Origin of the sequence: Aquabacterium sp. A7-Y, assembly GCF_026153205.1 — a bacterium.
GTDB lineage: Bacteria > Pseudomonadota > Gammaproteobacteria > Burkholderiales > Burkholderiaceae_C > Caldimonas.
Genome location: NZ_JAPFBW010000051.1, coordinates 1 through 14,312, shown reverse-complemented (window position 1 = coordinate 14,312; position 14,312 = coordinate 1). Strand labels below are relative to the sequence as shown.

The following is a 14,312-nucleotide window of genomic DNA, read 5'->3' as shown; positions in this document are numbered from 1 at the left end:
GGGTCACTGGTAGTCCGCCACCGGCACGCAGCTGCAGAACAGGTTGCGGTCGCCGTACACATTGTCGACCCGGCCCACCGGCACCCAGTACTTCTGCCGGCGCAGGCTGGCGACCGGGTAGGCGGCGTCCTCGCGGCTGTAGGCGTGCGGCCAGTCGGCGGCCAGCAGCACCTGGGCAGTGTGCGGGGCGTTCCTGAGCGGGTTGTCGTCCTGCGGCCACTGGCCTTGCTCGACCTTGCGGATCTCCTCGCGGATCGCGATCATGGCCTCGCAGAAACGGTCCAGCTCCGGCAGCGGTTCGCTCTCGGTGGGCTCGACCATCAGGGTGCCGGGCACCGGGAAGCTGAGCGTCGGTGCGTGGAAGCCGTAGTCGATCAGGCGCTTGGCGACGTCCTCGGCGCTGATGCCGGTGCTGTCCTTGAGCGGGCGCAGGTCGAGGATGCATTCGTGCGCGACGCCGCCGCCCGCTAGGTCCTTGCCGCCGTGGTAGAGGATGGGGTAGTGGGCCTGCAGCCGGGCCGCGATGTAGTTGGCGTTGAGGATCGCGGTCTCGGTCGCGGCACGCAGGCCGTCGGCGCCCATCATGCGCACGTACATCCAGGAGATCGGCAGCACCGCGGCATTGCCCAGCGGCGCTGCACTGACCGCCCCGACCTGCGACTCGCTGCCGATGCCGGCGGTGCGGTGGGCGGGCAGGTAGGGCACCAGGTCCTCGACCACGCAGACCGGGCCGACGCCGGGGCCGCCGCCGCCGTGCGGGATGCAGAAGGTCTTGTGCAGGTTCAGGTGCGAGACGTCGCCGCCGAACTGGCCGGGGGCGGCCACGCCGACCAGTGCGTTCATGTTGGCGCCGTCGACGTAGACACGGCCGCCATGGCTGTGCACCAGGGCGCACAGCTCCTTGACCTGGGTCTCGAAGACACCGTGCGTCGAGGGGTAGGTGATCATCACCGCGGCCAGCTTGGCACTGTGTTGTTCACACTTGGCGCGCAGGTCGGCCAGGTCGACATTGCCCTCACGGTCGCAGCGTGTCACCACCACTTGCATGCCCACCATCTGGGCGCTGGCGGGGTTGGTGCCGTGGGCCGACTCGGGAATCAGGCAGATGTTGCGGTGGCCTTCGCCGCGCGCGGCATGGTAGGCCTTGATCACCAGCAGGCCCGCGTATTCGCCCTGCGAGCCGGCATTGGGCTGCAGCGAGATGCCGGCGTAGCCGGTGGCCTGGCAGAGCCACTGCTGCAGCTGCTGGTCGAGCAGCTCGTAGCCGGCCAGCTGGTCGCGCGGCGCGAAGGGGTGCACCTGGGCGAACTCGGGCCAGGTGATCGGGATCATCTCGCTGGTCGCGTTGAGCTTCATCGTGCAGGAGCCCAGCGGGATCATCGTGCGGTCCAGCGCCAGGTCCTTGTCGGACAGCGAGCGCAGGTAGCGCAGCATCTCGGTCTCGGAGTGGTGCGAGTTGAAGACCGGGTGCTGGAGGAAGGCGCTGCGGCGCACCAGGCCCGCCGGCAGCATCGGCGCCACGCCGGCTTCGAAGCGCTCGAAGCCGGGCAGGGCCTGGCCCTGGGCGGCGACCTCGGCGAACACCTGCCAGAGCGCGCTCAGGTCCTCGCGGGTGGTGGTCTCGTCCAGCGTGATGCCCAGTGCGTCGGTGCCGGCGCGGCGCAGGTTCATGCCGCGGCCGACCGCATCGACCAGCAGCGGGTCGGTGCGCGAGCCGGTCAGGACGGTCAGCGTGTCGAAGGCCGTGTCGTGGCGCAGCTTCCAGCCCAGCGCCTTGAGGCCCTCGGCCAGGATGGTGGTGTAGCTGGCGACCCGGCGGGCGATGCGCTTCAAGCCCTCGGGGCCGTGGTAGACCGCGTACATGCTGGCGACCACCGCCGGCAGCACCTGGGCCGTGCAGATGTTGGAGGTCGCCTTCTCGCGGCGGATGTGCTGCTCGCGGGTCTGCAGCGCCAGCCGGTAGGCGGTGTTGCCCTGCGCGTCGACGCTGACGCCGACCAGGCGGCCGGGCAGCGAGCGCTTGAACTCGTCCTTGCAGGCGAGGTAGGCGGCGTGCGGGCCGCCGTTGCCCATCGGCATGCCGAAACGTTGCGTGGTGCCCAGGGCGATGTCGGCGCCGAGCTCGGCCGGCGAGGCCAGCAGGGTCAGCGCCAGCAGGTCGGCCGCGACGATGGCCAGCCCTCCCTGCGCATGTACCGCCTCGATCATCGGGCGCAGGTCCTTGACCTCGCCGCTGACGCCCGGGTACTGGAACAGCGCTGCGAAGCAGTCCGAGGCGCCGGCCTCGGCCGCCGGGCCGGTCGCCACTGCGATGCCCAGGGGCTCGGCGCGCGTCCGCACCACTTCCAGCGTCTGCGGCAGCACGTCGTCGGCGACGAAAAATCGCAGGCTCCTGGACTTGCCGACCCGGGCCGCCAAGGTCATGGCTTCGGCCGCCGCGGTGGCCTCGTCGAGCATCGAGGCGTTGGCGATCGCCATGCCGGTCAGGTCGCAGACCAGGGTCTGGAAATTGACCAGGGCCTCCATGCGACCTTGCGAGATCTCGGCCTGGTAGGGCGTGTAGGCGGTGTACCAGGCAGGGTTCTCGAGCACGTTGCGCAGGATGACGCCCGGCGTGTGGGTGCCGTGGTAGCCCTGGCCGATGAAACTCTTGAGCACGCGGTTGCGCCCGGCCAGCGCTTTCAGCTCACGCAGTGCCTCGGCCTCGGAGGCGGGCGCCGGCAGGCTCATGGCCTGGGCGCGGCGGATGGCACCGGGCACGATGGTGTCGATCAGGGCCTGGCGCGAGGCCGCCCCGATGACGGACAGCATGCGGGTTTCGTCGGCGGGAGCGATGCCGATATGGCGTTCGACGAAATCGTCGTGGGCTTCGAGGTCGGCGAGGCGGGCGTGGGCGGGGGTCAGCATGGGGGGCTTTCGGGCGCCGGCCGCAAGGCGGCCGGCGCGTCAACGGCTTACTGCGAAAGGAGGGAGTGGGCTCAGCTGTTCTTGACCAGCTCGTCGTAGGCCGAGGCGTCCATCAACGCGTCGTACTGGGTCTGGTCGGAGAGCTTGATCTTGAAAAACCAGCCGGCGCCCATCGGGTCGCTGTTGGCCAGCGAGGGATCGGCGCGCAGCGCCTCGTTGACCTCGACGACGGTGCCGCTGACGGGGGCATACAGGTCGGCGGCCGCCTTGACCGACTCCACCACGCCGGCCACGTCCTTCTGCGCCAGGGTGGTGCCGACGGCGGGCAGGTCGACGAAAACCACGTCGCCCAGCGCGTCCTGCGCGTGGAGGGTGATGCCGATGGTGGCGATCTCGTCGTCACCCGGCAGGTCGATCCATTCGTGGTCGGGTGTGTATTTCACAGTCATGGAGAAGCTCCTGAAAATCCGGAAAGGTGAGGAAGGAATGAATGGGGGCCAAAAACGACACGCGCAACAGCCGGCCGCGGCAAGCCGGGCGAAGGGCGGGCTGTGCCCGCCCCGGACCGCAGCTTAGCCGCGGTGGTAGCGGTGGGGGGTGAAGGGCATCGCGCAAACGCGCATCGGCAGCTTTTTCTCGCGCACCACCGCATACACCGTGCCGCCAGGGGCGGCGTGGTTGACCGGCAGGTAGGCCATCGAGATCGGCTGGTTCACGGTCGGGCCGGTGGTGCCGCTGGTGACATGGCCAAGGCCGTGGCCGGCATGGTCCACCAGCTTGGTGCCTTCACGCACGGGGGCACGTTCCAGGCCGATCAGGCCGACACGCTTGTTGTGGGCGCCGTGGGCCAGCTGGTTGTCGATGACCTGGGCGCCCGGGTAGCCGCCGGCGCGCGCGCCGCCGGGGCGGCGCACCTTCTGGATGGCCCAGGTCAGGCCCGCTTCGACCGGCGTGGTGTGGTCGTTGATGTCATGGCCGTAGAGGCACAGGCCGGCTTCCAGGCGCAGGGTATCCCGTGCACCGAGGCCGGCGGCCTCGACCTCGGGCTGTTCGAGCAGGGCGCGGGCCAGGGCCTCGGCCTGGGCGGCGGGCACCGAGATCTCGAAGCCGTCTTCGCCGGTGTAGCCCGAGCGGGTGACGAAACACTCGGCGCCAGCCAGGTGGAAGTGGCCGCCGGTCATGAAGGTGAGGCCCTTGGTGTCGCCGTTCAGTCGGGCCAGCGCGGTGGCGGCCTTGGGGCCTTGCAGCGCGAGCAGGGCGTGGTCCGGCAGCGGCAGGATGCTGCAGCGGTGGCCGATGTGGGTGCGCAGATGCGCCAGGTCGGCGTCCTTGCAGGCGGCGTTGACAACCAGGAACAGGTCGCCGCTGCGGCGCGTGATCATCAGGTCGTCGAGCAGGCCGCCGTTGCTGTTGGTGAAAAAGGCGTAGCGTTGCTTGCCGACGGCCAGGTCGACCACGTCGACCGGCACCAGGCTTTCCAGCGCGCGGGCGGCGTCCTCGCCGACCAGGCGCAGCTGGCCCATGTGCGAAACGTCGAACAGCGCGGCCGATTCGCGGCACTGCTTGTGCTCGGCGATGATGCCGCGGTACTGCACCGGCATGTCGTAGCCGGCGAAAGGCACCATGCGGGCGCCGAGTTCGAGGTGCAGGGCGTGGAGCGGGGTCTTGAGCAGCGGTGCGGTGGCGGACATCGGGGTCTCCGAGGGCAAACGGTCGTTCCACTGCCGGCACATCCTTGCAGTGGTTTGCCCTCGCTGTCCGCTTTACCTGAGAGATTGGCCGGGGCGCTGTTTCAGCGCCGTCGGCTTGCCCCTTCGGTGGGCCTCCTCGTCGCGGCTGCGATGCGGGTCGGCAGCCGGCGGCCAGAGGCCTCTCTCCAGTGAGGATCGTCCCGGTTCGCCGGAACGTTCGCCAGTCCTTTTGCCTGAGCGTTCGAGCTTGCGGCTCTGCGCCTTCGGCGGCTTCGCAAGGAAGCTCTCTCCTGACTGCGGGCAGTATAGCCGGGGCGGCGGTGGGGACCAACCGGGTCGGGCGCATAATGCGTCCATCATGTTCGCCGTACCTGCCACTGCCCTGACCCCGGAGCAACTCGCGCAGCGATGGCGGGAGCTCGCCCCGGTGATGCCGGAGGAAGGACGGCCCGAGCTGGACGAGTTCGGGGAGCTCATCTTGGCGCCACTGCCTACCAATCGACATCAACGTATCGCCGGCTGGATAGGCACCCGTTTGCAGCAAACCCTCGGCGGCGAGATCGGCGTTTTTGCGATCAGCACACGCATCGGCGTCCGGGTTCCGGACATGTGCTGGACGCCCGACGCGTCGCGCTTCGAGGACGACCCCGCTGTGTCGGCTCCGGAGATTTGTGTCGAGGTGGCCTCTCCGGGTAACACTCAGAAGTGGCTGCTGGAGAAGGCGGCGGCCTACCTGGCGGCCGGCGCCGTCGAGGTGATCGTGGTGGAACTCAACGGGCGCCTGCGCTACTTCGGCACGGCCGGTGAGCGGACGGCGAGCCAGTACGGGGTGCGGCTGGACCTGCCCGGCTGAGGCACAGGTCGCCGGGCGGACTTTCGAGCACGGACCAACAAACAAGCCGCCCGAGGGCGGCTTGTTTGTTTTGACGACAAGGCGCCCAAGCGCCCCGCGCCTCACATGCCGGAGTAGTTCGGCCCGCCGCCGCCCTCGGGCGTGACCCAGACGATGTTCTGGGTCGGGTCCTTGATGTCGCAGGTCTTGCAGTGCACGCAGTTCTGCGCGTTGATCTGCAGCCGGTCGCCGCCGGTTTCGGTCTTCACGAACTCGTACACGCCCGCGGGGCAGTAGCGGCTCTCGGGGCCGGCGTACTTGGCCAGGTTGATGTTGACCGGGACCGATGCGTCCTTCAAGGTCAGGTGGGCCGGCTGGTGTTCCTCGTGGTTGGTGTTGCTGACGAAGACCGAGCCGAGGCGGTCGAAGGTCAACTTGCCGTCCGGCTTGGGGTAGACGATCTGCGGGCACTCGGCAGCCGGCTTGAGGTAGACGTGGTCGGGCTGGGTGCGGTGTTTGGTCCAGGGCGGCGTCTTGACGCCCAGCTTGGGCAGCAGCCACTGCTCGATGCCGGTCATCACCGTGCCGACATACAGACCCTTCTTGAACCACTGCTTGAAGTTGCGCGCCTTGTCGAGCTCCTCGTACAGCCAGCTCTTCTCGAAGGCGGCCGGGTAGGCGCTCAGCTCGTCATGCTGTCGGCCGGCGGCCAGCGCTTCGAAGGCGGCTTCGGCGGCCAGCATGCCCGTCTTGATCGCGGCGTGGCTGCCCTTGATGCGGCTGGCGTTCAGGTAGCCGGCGTCGCAGCCGACCAGCGCACCGCCTGGGAACACCGCCTTGGGCAGGCTCAGCAGGCCGCCCGCGGTGATGGCGCGCGCACCGTAGCTGATGCGCTTGCCGCCTTCCAGGAAGCTGCGGATGGCCGGGTGGGTCTTCCAGCGCTGCATCTCCTCGAAGGGGCTCAACCAGGGGTTGCTGTAGTCCAGGCCGGTGATGAAGCCCAGCGTGACCTTGTTGTCCTCCAGGTGGTAGAGGAAGCCGCCGCCATAGGTCTGGGCGTCCATCGGCCAGCCGGCGGTATGCAGCACCAGGCCGGCCTTGTGCTTGGCGGGATCGATCTCCCAGAGTTCCTTGATGCCGATCGCATAGCTCTGCGGGTCCTTGCCGGCGTCGAGCTTGAACTTCCCGATCAGCTGTTTGCCGAGGTGGCCGCGGGCACCCTCGGCGAAGACCGTGTACTTGCCGTGCAGCTCCATGCCGAGCTGGAAGGAGGGCAGCGGCTCGCCGTCCTTGCCGATCCCTTGGTTGCCCGTGGCCACGCCCTTGACCGAGCCGTCGTCGTTGTAGAGCACCTCGGCGGCGGTGAAGCCCGGGAAGATCTCGACGCCCAGGTTTTCGGCATGCTGCGCCAGCCAGCGCGTCACGTTGCCGAGGCTGATGACATAGTTGCCGTCGTTGTGGAAGCAGTCCGGCAGGATGGGGCTCTTGTAGCTGCCCTTCTCGGTCAGGAAGAGCATCGCGTCCTCGGTGACCGGCTGGTTCAACGGGGCGCCTTGCTCCTTCCAGTCAGGAATCAGCTCATTGAGGGCGCGCGGGTCCATGATGGCGCCGGAGAGGATGTGGGCACCGGGCTCCGAGCCCTTCTCGAGCACGCAGACCGACACCTCCTGGCCTTTTTCAGCGGCCAATTGCTTGAGCCGGATGGCGGTCGACAGGCCGGCCGGGCCGCCGCCCACGACCACCACGTCGTATTCCATCGATTCGCGGGGGCCGTATTGCTCCAGGATCTGCTGTGGGGTCATTGTCTCGTTCCTTCAGTCGTCGCTTCAGTCGTCGTTGTCCGGGGCTCGGGGAGCGTGCCTCGGCGGCAATTCTATCGGGCCGTGGCGAAAAAACGAACGATCGTTCGTTTCTTTATCACACCTGGCGCCCGCACTGTCTCAATCTTGCATCGGGTCCTGCCGCGCAGACTGTCGAGCGAGCGACATGCCTTCGACCCCTGCTCCCGTTATCCTTGCTGCATTCGGCGGGCAGCGAGGGTGAGGCCGCGCTCTCCGCCCCTTGCTACAAAAGAGGTGAAAATGGCTTACAGCATGGATCTTTCCGGTCGCGTCGCGCTCATCACCGGGGCGTCGAGCGGCCTCGGGATGCAGTTTGCGAAAACCCTGGCGCGTTCCGGGGCGGCGGTGGTGCTGGCGGGGCGCCGCGTCGAACGGCTCAAGACCTTGCGGGCCGAGATCGAGGCCGCCGGCGGCGATGCCCACGTGGTGGGCCTGGACGTCACCGACCCGGCCAGCATCCGCTCGGCGGTCGCCCATGCCGAGACCGAGGTCGGCGGCATCGACATCCTGATCAACAACTCCGGCGTCAGCACCACGCAGAAGCTGACCGATGTGACGCCGGACGACTACGACTACATCTTCGACACCAACACCCGAGGCGCATTTTTTGTCGCCCAGGAAGTCGGCAAGCGCATGCTGGCACGTGCCACCGGCGCGGCGCCGGGCACCTTCACGGGCGGGCGCATTGTCAACATCGCCTCGATGGCCGGGCTGCGGGTGATGGGCCAGATCGGTGTCTACTGCATGAGCAAGGCGGCGGTGATCCACATGACACGCGCGATGGCGCTGGAGTGGGGGCGCCACGGCATCAACGTCAACGCGGTCTGCCCCGGCTACATCGACACCGAGATCAACCACCACCACTGGGAGACCGAGCAGGGCCAGAAGTTGATCAACATGCTCCCGCGCAAGCGCCTGGGCAGTCCCAAGGACCTGGACGCCCTGGTGGTGATGCTGTGCTCGAACGAAAGCCACTTCATCAACGGCGCGGTGATCTCGGCGGACGACGGCTTCGGCATCTGAGGCGTCCATGCGCATCGACATCCCGGAGGACAAGAAGCTGGTCCATGAAACCCGCATCTCGATCCGCTGGGGCGACATGGATGCGATGGGCCACGTCAACAACGCCGTCTACTTCCGCTACATGGAGATGGTGCGCCTGGACTGGATGATGACGCTGGGCACCGGCCCCAATCCTGCCGCGCAGGGGCCGGTGATCGCCAACGCCTTCTGCAACTTCCATCGTCAGCTCGAGTTCCCCGGCGAACTGGTCGCCAAGCTCTATGTCGGCAACGCCGGGCGCTCCAGTTTCGACACCTTCTTCACGCTGGAGCGTGCCGATGCGCCGGGTGTGATCTGCGCGGCCGGCGGAGCCACCACCGTGTGGGTCGACTTTCCCCTGCAGAAGTCGGTGCCGCTGCCCGACTCGATGCGCGCAGCGGTGAGCTGAGCGGGGCCGCCGAGCGGCTATGCTGCCGGCCATGAACACCCGGCCTTCCGATCGCCGCTGGGTGCTGGAGGCCGTGCGCCGCATCGAGGCCGACTTCCAGCGCTCCAGCGACACCCACCTGATCCCGCTCGTCCTGCCCGCCTTCGCGGGCATCGAGCTCTATTTCAAGGACGAGTCCAGCCATCCGACCGGCAGCCTCAAGCACCGGCTGGCGCGCTCGCTGTTCCTCTATGCGCTGTGCAACGGCTGGCTGCATGCGGGCAGCACGGTGGTCGAGTCCTCCAGCGGCTCGACGGCCGTGTCCGAGGCGTATTTCGCGCGCCTGCTGGGCCTGCCTTTCGTCGCGGTGATGCCGGCCACCACCTCGGCCGAGAAGGTCGCGGCGATCGAGTTCCAGGGCGGGCGCTGCCATCTGGTGGAGGACCCGACCACCATCTACAGCGAGTCGCGGCGCCTGGCGGACGAGCTGGGCGGCCACTACATGGACCAGTTCACCTACGCCGAGCGCGCGACGGACTGGCGCGCCAACAACAACATCGCCGAGGCGATCTTCGGACAGATGCGGCTGGAGCAGCACCCCCAGCCGGCCTGGCTGGTCTGCAGCGCCGGCACCGGCGGCACCGTCGCGACGCTGGGCCGCTATGTCCGTTACTGCCGCCACGAGACGCGGGTCTGCGCTGCGGACGCGGAGCGGTCGGTGTTTTTCGACCACTACGTGGGCCGCGACCCGGACCTGACGCTGTCGGAGGGCTCGCGCATCGAGGGCATAGGCCGGCCGCGGGTCGAGGCGTCTTTCCTGCCCGATGTCATCGATGCGATGGTGAAGGTGCCGGACCTGTGGTCGGTGGCGGCGATGCACGAGCTGTCCAGACGCCTGGGGCGACCGGTGGGCGGATCCACGGGAACCAACCTGGTGGCGGCACTGGCCTGCATGTCGCAGATGCGCGAGCGCGGCGAGGCCGGCTCGGTGGTCGCGATCCTGTGCGACTCCGGGCAGCGCTACGCCAACACCTACTACGACCGCAGCTGGCTGGCGCGTGCCGGCCTGGCCTGTGACGCTGAGCAGCTCGCCGTGGCCGCTTGGCTCGACGGCGCGGCGGCTCCACCCGAACTGGTCGGGCGCTGGCGGCTGGCGGGCGAGCTGGCGTGAGGGGACCGCTCAGGCGCTCAGCAGCCGCTGCACCAGCTCGGCGCTGGTCGATGCCTTGAGCTTGCGCATCAGCCGCGCACGGTAGATGTCCACGGTGCGGTGGCTGATGTCCAGGGTCTTGCCGATCTGCTTGCTGGTGCGGCCCTCGATCAGCAGGGCCGCCACCTCGCGCTCGCGGCCGGTGAGATCGGCCTTGACCTGGCGGCGCGAGGACAGGTCCTCGAAGGACCAGATGCCGGCCGCATGCGGTGCACCGCGCTGTATCGCGCGGCCGGTGACATGGCACCAGAACAGCTCGCCGTCAGCGCGTTTCATGATGCGGTCGTCGGCATAGCGGCCGCTCGCGTTCAGGATGGGCGCGATGCGCTCGCCGGTGCGCTCGAACTCGTCCGGACTGGGGTAGAGCACCAGGAAGGACTGGCCGGTCAGCAGCTCGCGGGAAGTGCGGAACATCTCCACCAGGGCCTCGTTGCAGTCCACGATGACCCGGTTGCGGGAGAGCACGAGGCCCACCGGGGCGAGCTCGAAGGCGCTGCGGTAATCCAGGTCGGCATCCATTCGCTACCCTTTGCAGGACGCGCCTTGTCAGCGCGAAGGCCGCCGAAACGCGGCCGGCTGCCGGTGGTGGTCCGCGGCACAGGCCTTGCCGGCGGTCGGGGAAGGGCTTCCCTTTAGGCGATTCTACGTATATGGATACGTAGTACGCTCGGCGGCGGTTTCAGACAACTTTCCGTTCTCTCGAAAGGAGACTCGCATGAACAAGGTGTATCCGAGCGCGGCCGAAGCCTTGCAGGGCGTCGTGAAGGACGGCCAGCTGATGGCGGTGGGCGGCTTCGGTCTGTGCGGCATTCCGGAAGCCCTGATCGACGCGCTGCAGGCGTCCGGCGTGCAGGGGCTGACGGTGATCTCGAACAACGCCGGCGTCGACGGTTTCGGCCTCGGCAAGCTGCTCGCGACGCGCCAGATCCGCAAGATGATCTCCAGCTATGTCGGCGAGAACAAGGAATTCGAGCGGCAGTACCTCTCCGGCGAGCTGGAGCTGGAGTTCACGCCGCAGGGCACCCTGGCCGAAAAGCTGCGCGCCGGCGGCGCCGGTATCCCGGCCTTCTTCACCCGCACCGGCGTGGGCACCATCGTCGCCGAGGGCAAGGAAGTGCGCGAGTTCGACGGCGTGCCCTATGTGATGGAGCGCTCGCTGGTGCCCGACGTGGCCCTCGTGAAGGCGCACATCGCCGACAAGTCCGGCAACCTGGTGTTCCGCCGCACCGCGCGCAACTTCAACCCGAATGCCGCGATGGCGGGCCGCGTCACGGTGGTCGAGGTCGAGAAGATCGTCGAGACCGGCGAACTGGACCCGGACCAGATCCATCTGCCGGGCATCTTCGTGCACCGCATCGTGCTGAACGCCACCCCCGAAAAACGCATCGAGCAACGCACCGTGCGTCCCGCCTCGAACAACGCCGCCTGAGGAGAACAGCCATGGCTTGGAATCGTGACGAAATGGCAGCGCGCGCCGCGCGCGAGCTGCAGGACGGCTTTTACGTGAACCTCGGCATCGGGCTGCCGACCCTGGTCGCCAACCACGTGCCGGCCGGCATGGAGGTGTGGCTGCAGAGCGAGAACGGGCTGCTGGGCATCGGGCCTTTCCCGACCGAGGAGCAGGTGGACGCGGACCTCATCAATGCCGGCAAGCAGACGGTGACCACCTTGCCCGGCTCGTCGATCTTTTCGTCGGCGGACTCGTTCGCGATGATCCGCGGCGGCAAGATCAACCTCGCCATCCTGGGCGCGATGCAGGTCAGCGAGAAGGGCGACCTGGCGAACTGGATGATTCCGGGCAAGATGGTCAAGGGCATGGGCGGAGCGATGGATCTGGTGGCCGGCGTCGGGCGCGTGGTGGTGCTGATGGAGCACGCGGCGAAGAACGGGGAGCACAAGCTGTTGAAGCAGTGCAGCCTGCCGCTGACCGGCGTGGGTGTGGTCAATCGCGTGATCACCGAGCTGGGCGTGCTCGACGTCACGCCGCAGGGCTTCCGCTGTATCGAGCTGGCGCCCGGCGTGACGCCCGACGAGATCCGCCAGAAGACCGGCGCCGAGGTGGAGTTCGCTGCGCAGCTCGCCTGAGGCGGCTCGGCTCGGGCCCGGCGTGTCAGTCGGTGCCCGGCACCCAGCGGCCCTCGACCAGCAACTGGTGGGGGCGGAATTGCGACTTGTAGGCCATCTTGCGGCTGGCCTCTATCCAGTAGCCCAGGTAGACGTAAGGCAGCTTGAGCTGGCGCGTCTGCTCGATCTGCCAGAGCACGTTGTAGGTGCCGTAGCTGGTGTTGGGCTCGGGTTCGTAGAAGGTGTAGACGGCCGACAGGCCGTCGTTCAGCACATCCAGGATCGACACCATCTTCAGCGCGCCCAGCTGGCCCGGCGGCGCCGGCTCGCGGAACTCGACCAGGCGCGAGTTGACGCGGCTCTGCAGCAGGAACTGCGTGTACTGGTCGATGCTGTCGTGATCCATGCCGCCGCCGCTGTGGCGGCCGGACTGGTAGCGCAGGTAGAGCTGGTAGTGCTCCGGCACGAAACACAGACGCAGCACACGTGCCTGCAGTGGCTCGTGCGCCCGCATTGCGCGGCGCTGGCTGCGGCTGGGCGTGAAGTCGTCCACCGGGATGCGCAGCGGCACGCAGGCGCGGCAGCCGTCGCAATAGGGCCGGTAGGTGAACATGCCGCTGCGGCGAAAGCCCTTGGCCACCAGCTCCGAGTAGGTTTCGGCCTGGATGAGGTGGCTGGGTGTGGCCACCTGGGAGCGCGCGAGCCGCCCCGGCAGGTAGCTGCAGGGGTAGGGCGCCGTTGCATAAAACTGCAGCGACGCGAGAGGGAGTTCCTTCGGGTGCGTCACGGAGGCAAGGGGGATGGGTGGGCAGTGGCCGGGAGGCCGGCCGGCGGCAGGCGGTCGTCGAGCGCCGCCCACATTGAAGCATCATAGTGCCAGCTCACCGGCGGGAGCGTCACCGCCCGGCGCACATGGGCGAGAAAATCGCGTCGCGCGATCTCGCGGGCGCCGAGCGACACCAGGTGCGAGGTGCGCTGCTGACAGTCGATCATCTCGATGCCGCGTTGGCGGCACAGCGCCACCAGCGCCGCGAGCGCAATCTTGGAGGTGTCGGTCCGGTGCGAGAACATCGACTCGCCGAAAAACATGCGCCCCAGGTTGACGCCGTAGAGGCCGCCGACCAGTTGGCCATCTATCCAGGTCTCGACGCTGTGGACCTGCCCGGCCCGGTGCCAGGCGCGGTAGGCGTCCTGCATCTCGGGCACGATCCAGGTGCCGTCCTGACCCTCGCGCGGCGTGCCCGCGCAAGCGGCGATGACACGTTCGAAGGCGGCGTCGATGTGGATCTCGCAACCCGGCGTCGCCAGGAAGCGCTGCAGCGTCTTGCGCAGCGACCGATGCAGCCGGAACTCGGCGGTGTACAGCACCGTGCGCGGATCGGGGCTCCACCACAGCACCGGCTGGCCTTTGCTGTACCAGGGGAACACCCCTTTGGCGTAAGCGTCGCGGAGCCGCCGCACGCTGATTTCAGCGCTCGCGGCCACCAGCCCGACCGGCATGTCGGACACGTCGGCCACGGTCTCCGGATCAGGCACGGGCGTCAGGGGAGAGGAGAGCCAGGGGATCAAGGCTGTGCGGCGGGTGGGCGGCGATGCCCTGCATTGTGCCGCGCCTTCGCAAAGACGGGCCGCGGAAGCAGGGAGTTGTCGGCTGAGCTGCACGTGCATTTGCAATCGTTTGCAGAACGGTGCCCCGCGTTTCACCGTCGAAGCGTCTTCTGACATCAGTATTTGTCCTAGAAACGGCAATAGCTGCGGTTTAGACCCGAGGAATTGCACCTCGTCGGCGGCTTCTTGAAAGTCGCTATGCGCGACGAGTTCTTCGCGGTAGGGGATGTCCGCCTCGCTGAGGGCGTCCTGGTAACCGAGCTGGCGTTGCAAGGCGTCGTGGTGGTCTTGCGGGCCGGCGATGAAGGCGATGTCGACGTGGCCCAAGTCGATCGGATGTCGCGTGGCCTTATAGGCGCCAAGCCGGTTGTCGATCGTGATGCGGGGCAGGTCCAGCGTGGTCTGAGCGTGGCCTACCAGGACGACGGGGCGTTTGGACACGGTGGCGATGTCTTCGTCGTGAATGTGGTCCTGCATCAGCACCCCCACTGTCGAGGTGCGGCCGCTGGCAAGGCTGCGAGCGACCCTGTTTGGCCGGTAGACGGGGCGGCGGGAGGCGGAGCACAGGCGCCCGAGCCATATTCTTTGCCGGGTCTTGCGCGACCGAAAAGAAAGCTGCTATAGTCGCATTCTTCGCTGAACGCAGCGCTGCAAACCACCGGTGACGGGGGAGGGCGGCGGAGGATCCGAAGGGAATCCGAGGCGGGAGGTGAAGAAAGATAAGCGAGCC

At 67.9% G+C, this 14,312-nt stretch carries 13 protein-coding genes and 2 riboswitches; of the genes, 6 read left to right on the top strand and 7 right to left on the bottom strand.

The features are described 5' to 3' along the window. Positions 1-3: 3 nt before the first annotated feature. From gcvP to gcvT, 3 genes are all read right to left on the bottom strand, one after another. Complete coding sequence (gene gcvP / locus OOT46_RS28930) at positions 4-2,907, bottom strand: aminomethyl-transferring glycine dehydrogenase (protein ID WP_265407091.1); 2,904 nt, start codon at positions 2,905-2,907, stop codon at positions 4-6. A gap of 71 nt (positions 2,908-2,978) precedes the next feature. Further along, positions 2,979-3,356, bottom strand: a complete 378-nt coding sequence (gcvH, locus tag OOT46_RS28925) for a glycine cleavage system protein GcvH (RefSeq protein WP_265407090.1) — start codon at positions 3,354-3,356, stop codon at positions 2,979-2,981. A 123-nt stretch (positions 3,357-3,479) separates the two neighbouring features. After that, on the bottom strand, positions 3,480-4,598 hold the full coding sequence (gene gcvT / locus OOT46_RS28920; RefSeq protein ID WP_265407089.1) for a glycine cleavage system aminomethyltransferase GcvT: 1,119 nt from the start codon (positions 4,596-4,598) through the stop codon (positions 3,480-3,482). A 53-nt stretch (positions 4,599-4,651) separates the two neighbouring features. Then, positions 4,652-4,797: riboswitch (glycine riboswitch) on the bottom strand. Positions 4,798-4,809: 12 nt separating this feature from the next. Then, positions 4,810-4,901: riboswitch (glycine riboswitch) on the bottom strand. Between the two features lie 55 nt (positions 4,902-4,956). Between gcvT and OOT46_RS28915 the strand changes: the two genes are divergently transcribed. Continuing rightward, positions 4,957-5,451 (top strand): Uma2 family endonuclease, encoded by a 495-nt coding sequence (locus OOT46_RS28915; RefSeq protein WP_265407088.1) that lies wholly within the window; start codon positions 4,957-4,959, stop codon positions 5,449-5,451. A gap of 101 nt (positions 5,452-5,552) precedes the next feature. On the opposite strand, the gene OOT46_RS28910 is transcribed toward OOT46_RS28915, so the two are convergent. Beyond that, the gene (locus OOT46_RS28910; RefSeq protein WP_265407087.1) at positions 5,553-7,232 is read right to left on the bottom strand and encodes an electron transfer flavoprotein-ubiquinone oxidoreductase; all 1,680 of its coding nucleotides are present in this window, start codon (positions 7,230-7,232) and stop codon (positions 5,553-5,555) included. Between the two features lie 279 nt (positions 7,233-7,511). Here OOT46_RS28910 and OOT46_RS28905 point away from each other — a divergent pair, with 279 nt between their 5' ends. The 3 genes from OOT46_RS28905 to OOT46_RS28895 are packed head-to-tail and all read left to right on the top strand — an operon-like array spanning position 7,512 to position 9,871. Further along, on the top strand, positions 7,512-8,294 hold the full coding sequence (locus OOT46_RS28905; protein ID WP_265407086.1) for an SDR family oxidoreductase: 783 nt from the start codon (positions 7,512-7,514) through the stop codon (positions 8,292-8,294). Positions 8,295-8,301: 7 nt separating this feature from the next. Then, the gene (locus OOT46_RS28900) at positions 8,302-8,721 is read left to right on the top strand and encodes an acyl-CoA thioesterase (protein ID WP_265407085.1); all 420 of its coding nucleotides are present in this window, start codon (positions 8,302-8,304) and stop codon (positions 8,719-8,721) included. A 31-nt stretch (positions 8,722-8,752) separates the two neighbouring features. Further along, on the top strand, positions 8,753-9,871 hold the full coding sequence (locus OOT46_RS28895; protein ID WP_265407084.1) for a PLP-dependent cysteine synthase family protein: 1,119 nt from the start codon (positions 8,753-8,755) through the stop codon (positions 9,869-9,871). 9 nt (positions 9,872-9,880) lie between these two features. Here the strand turns inward: OOT46_RS28895 and OOT46_RS28890 are convergent, their stop codons facing one another. After that, entirely contained in the window at positions 9,881-10,429 is a 549-nt protein-coding gene (locus tag OOT46_RS28890; protein WP_265407083.1) for a LuxR C-terminal-related transcriptional regulator, read from the bottom strand. 196 nt (positions 10,430-10,625) lie between these two features. Between OOT46_RS28890 and OOT46_RS28885 the strand changes: the two genes are divergently transcribed. Beyond that, on the top strand, positions 10,626-11,339 hold the full coding sequence (locus OOT46_RS28885; protein WP_265407082.1) for a CoA transferase subunit A: 714 nt from the start codon (positions 10,626-10,628) through the stop codon (positions 11,337-11,339). Between the two features lie 11 nt (positions 11,340-11,350). Beyond that, positions 11,351-11,995 (top strand): CoA transferase subunit B, encoded by a 645-nt coding sequence (locus OOT46_RS28880; RefSeq protein ID WP_265407081.1) that lies wholly within the window; start codon positions 11,351-11,353, stop codon positions 11,993-11,995. A gap of 25 nt (positions 11,996-12,020) precedes the next feature. Here OOT46_RS28880 and OOT46_RS28875 read toward each other — a convergent pair whose 3' ends face one another. Together OOT46_RS28875 and aat are read right to left on the bottom strand one after the other, a co-directional pair. Further along, the gene (locus OOT46_RS28875; protein WP_265407080.1) at positions 12,021-12,761 is read right to left on the bottom strand and encodes an arginyltransferase; all 741 of its coding nucleotides are present in this window, start codon (positions 12,759-12,761) and stop codon (positions 12,021-12,023) included. Then, positions 12,758-13,543: a leucyl/phenylalanyl-tRNA--protein transferase gene (gene aat, locus OOT46_RS28870; protein WP_416136274.1), complete on the bottom strand. Its 786-nt coding sequence runs from the start codon at positions 13,541-13,543 to the stop codon at positions 12,758-12,760. The genes OOT46_RS28875 and aat overlap by 4 nt, the downstream gene beginning before the upstream one ends. Positions 13,544-14,312: the final 769 nt, after the last annotated feature.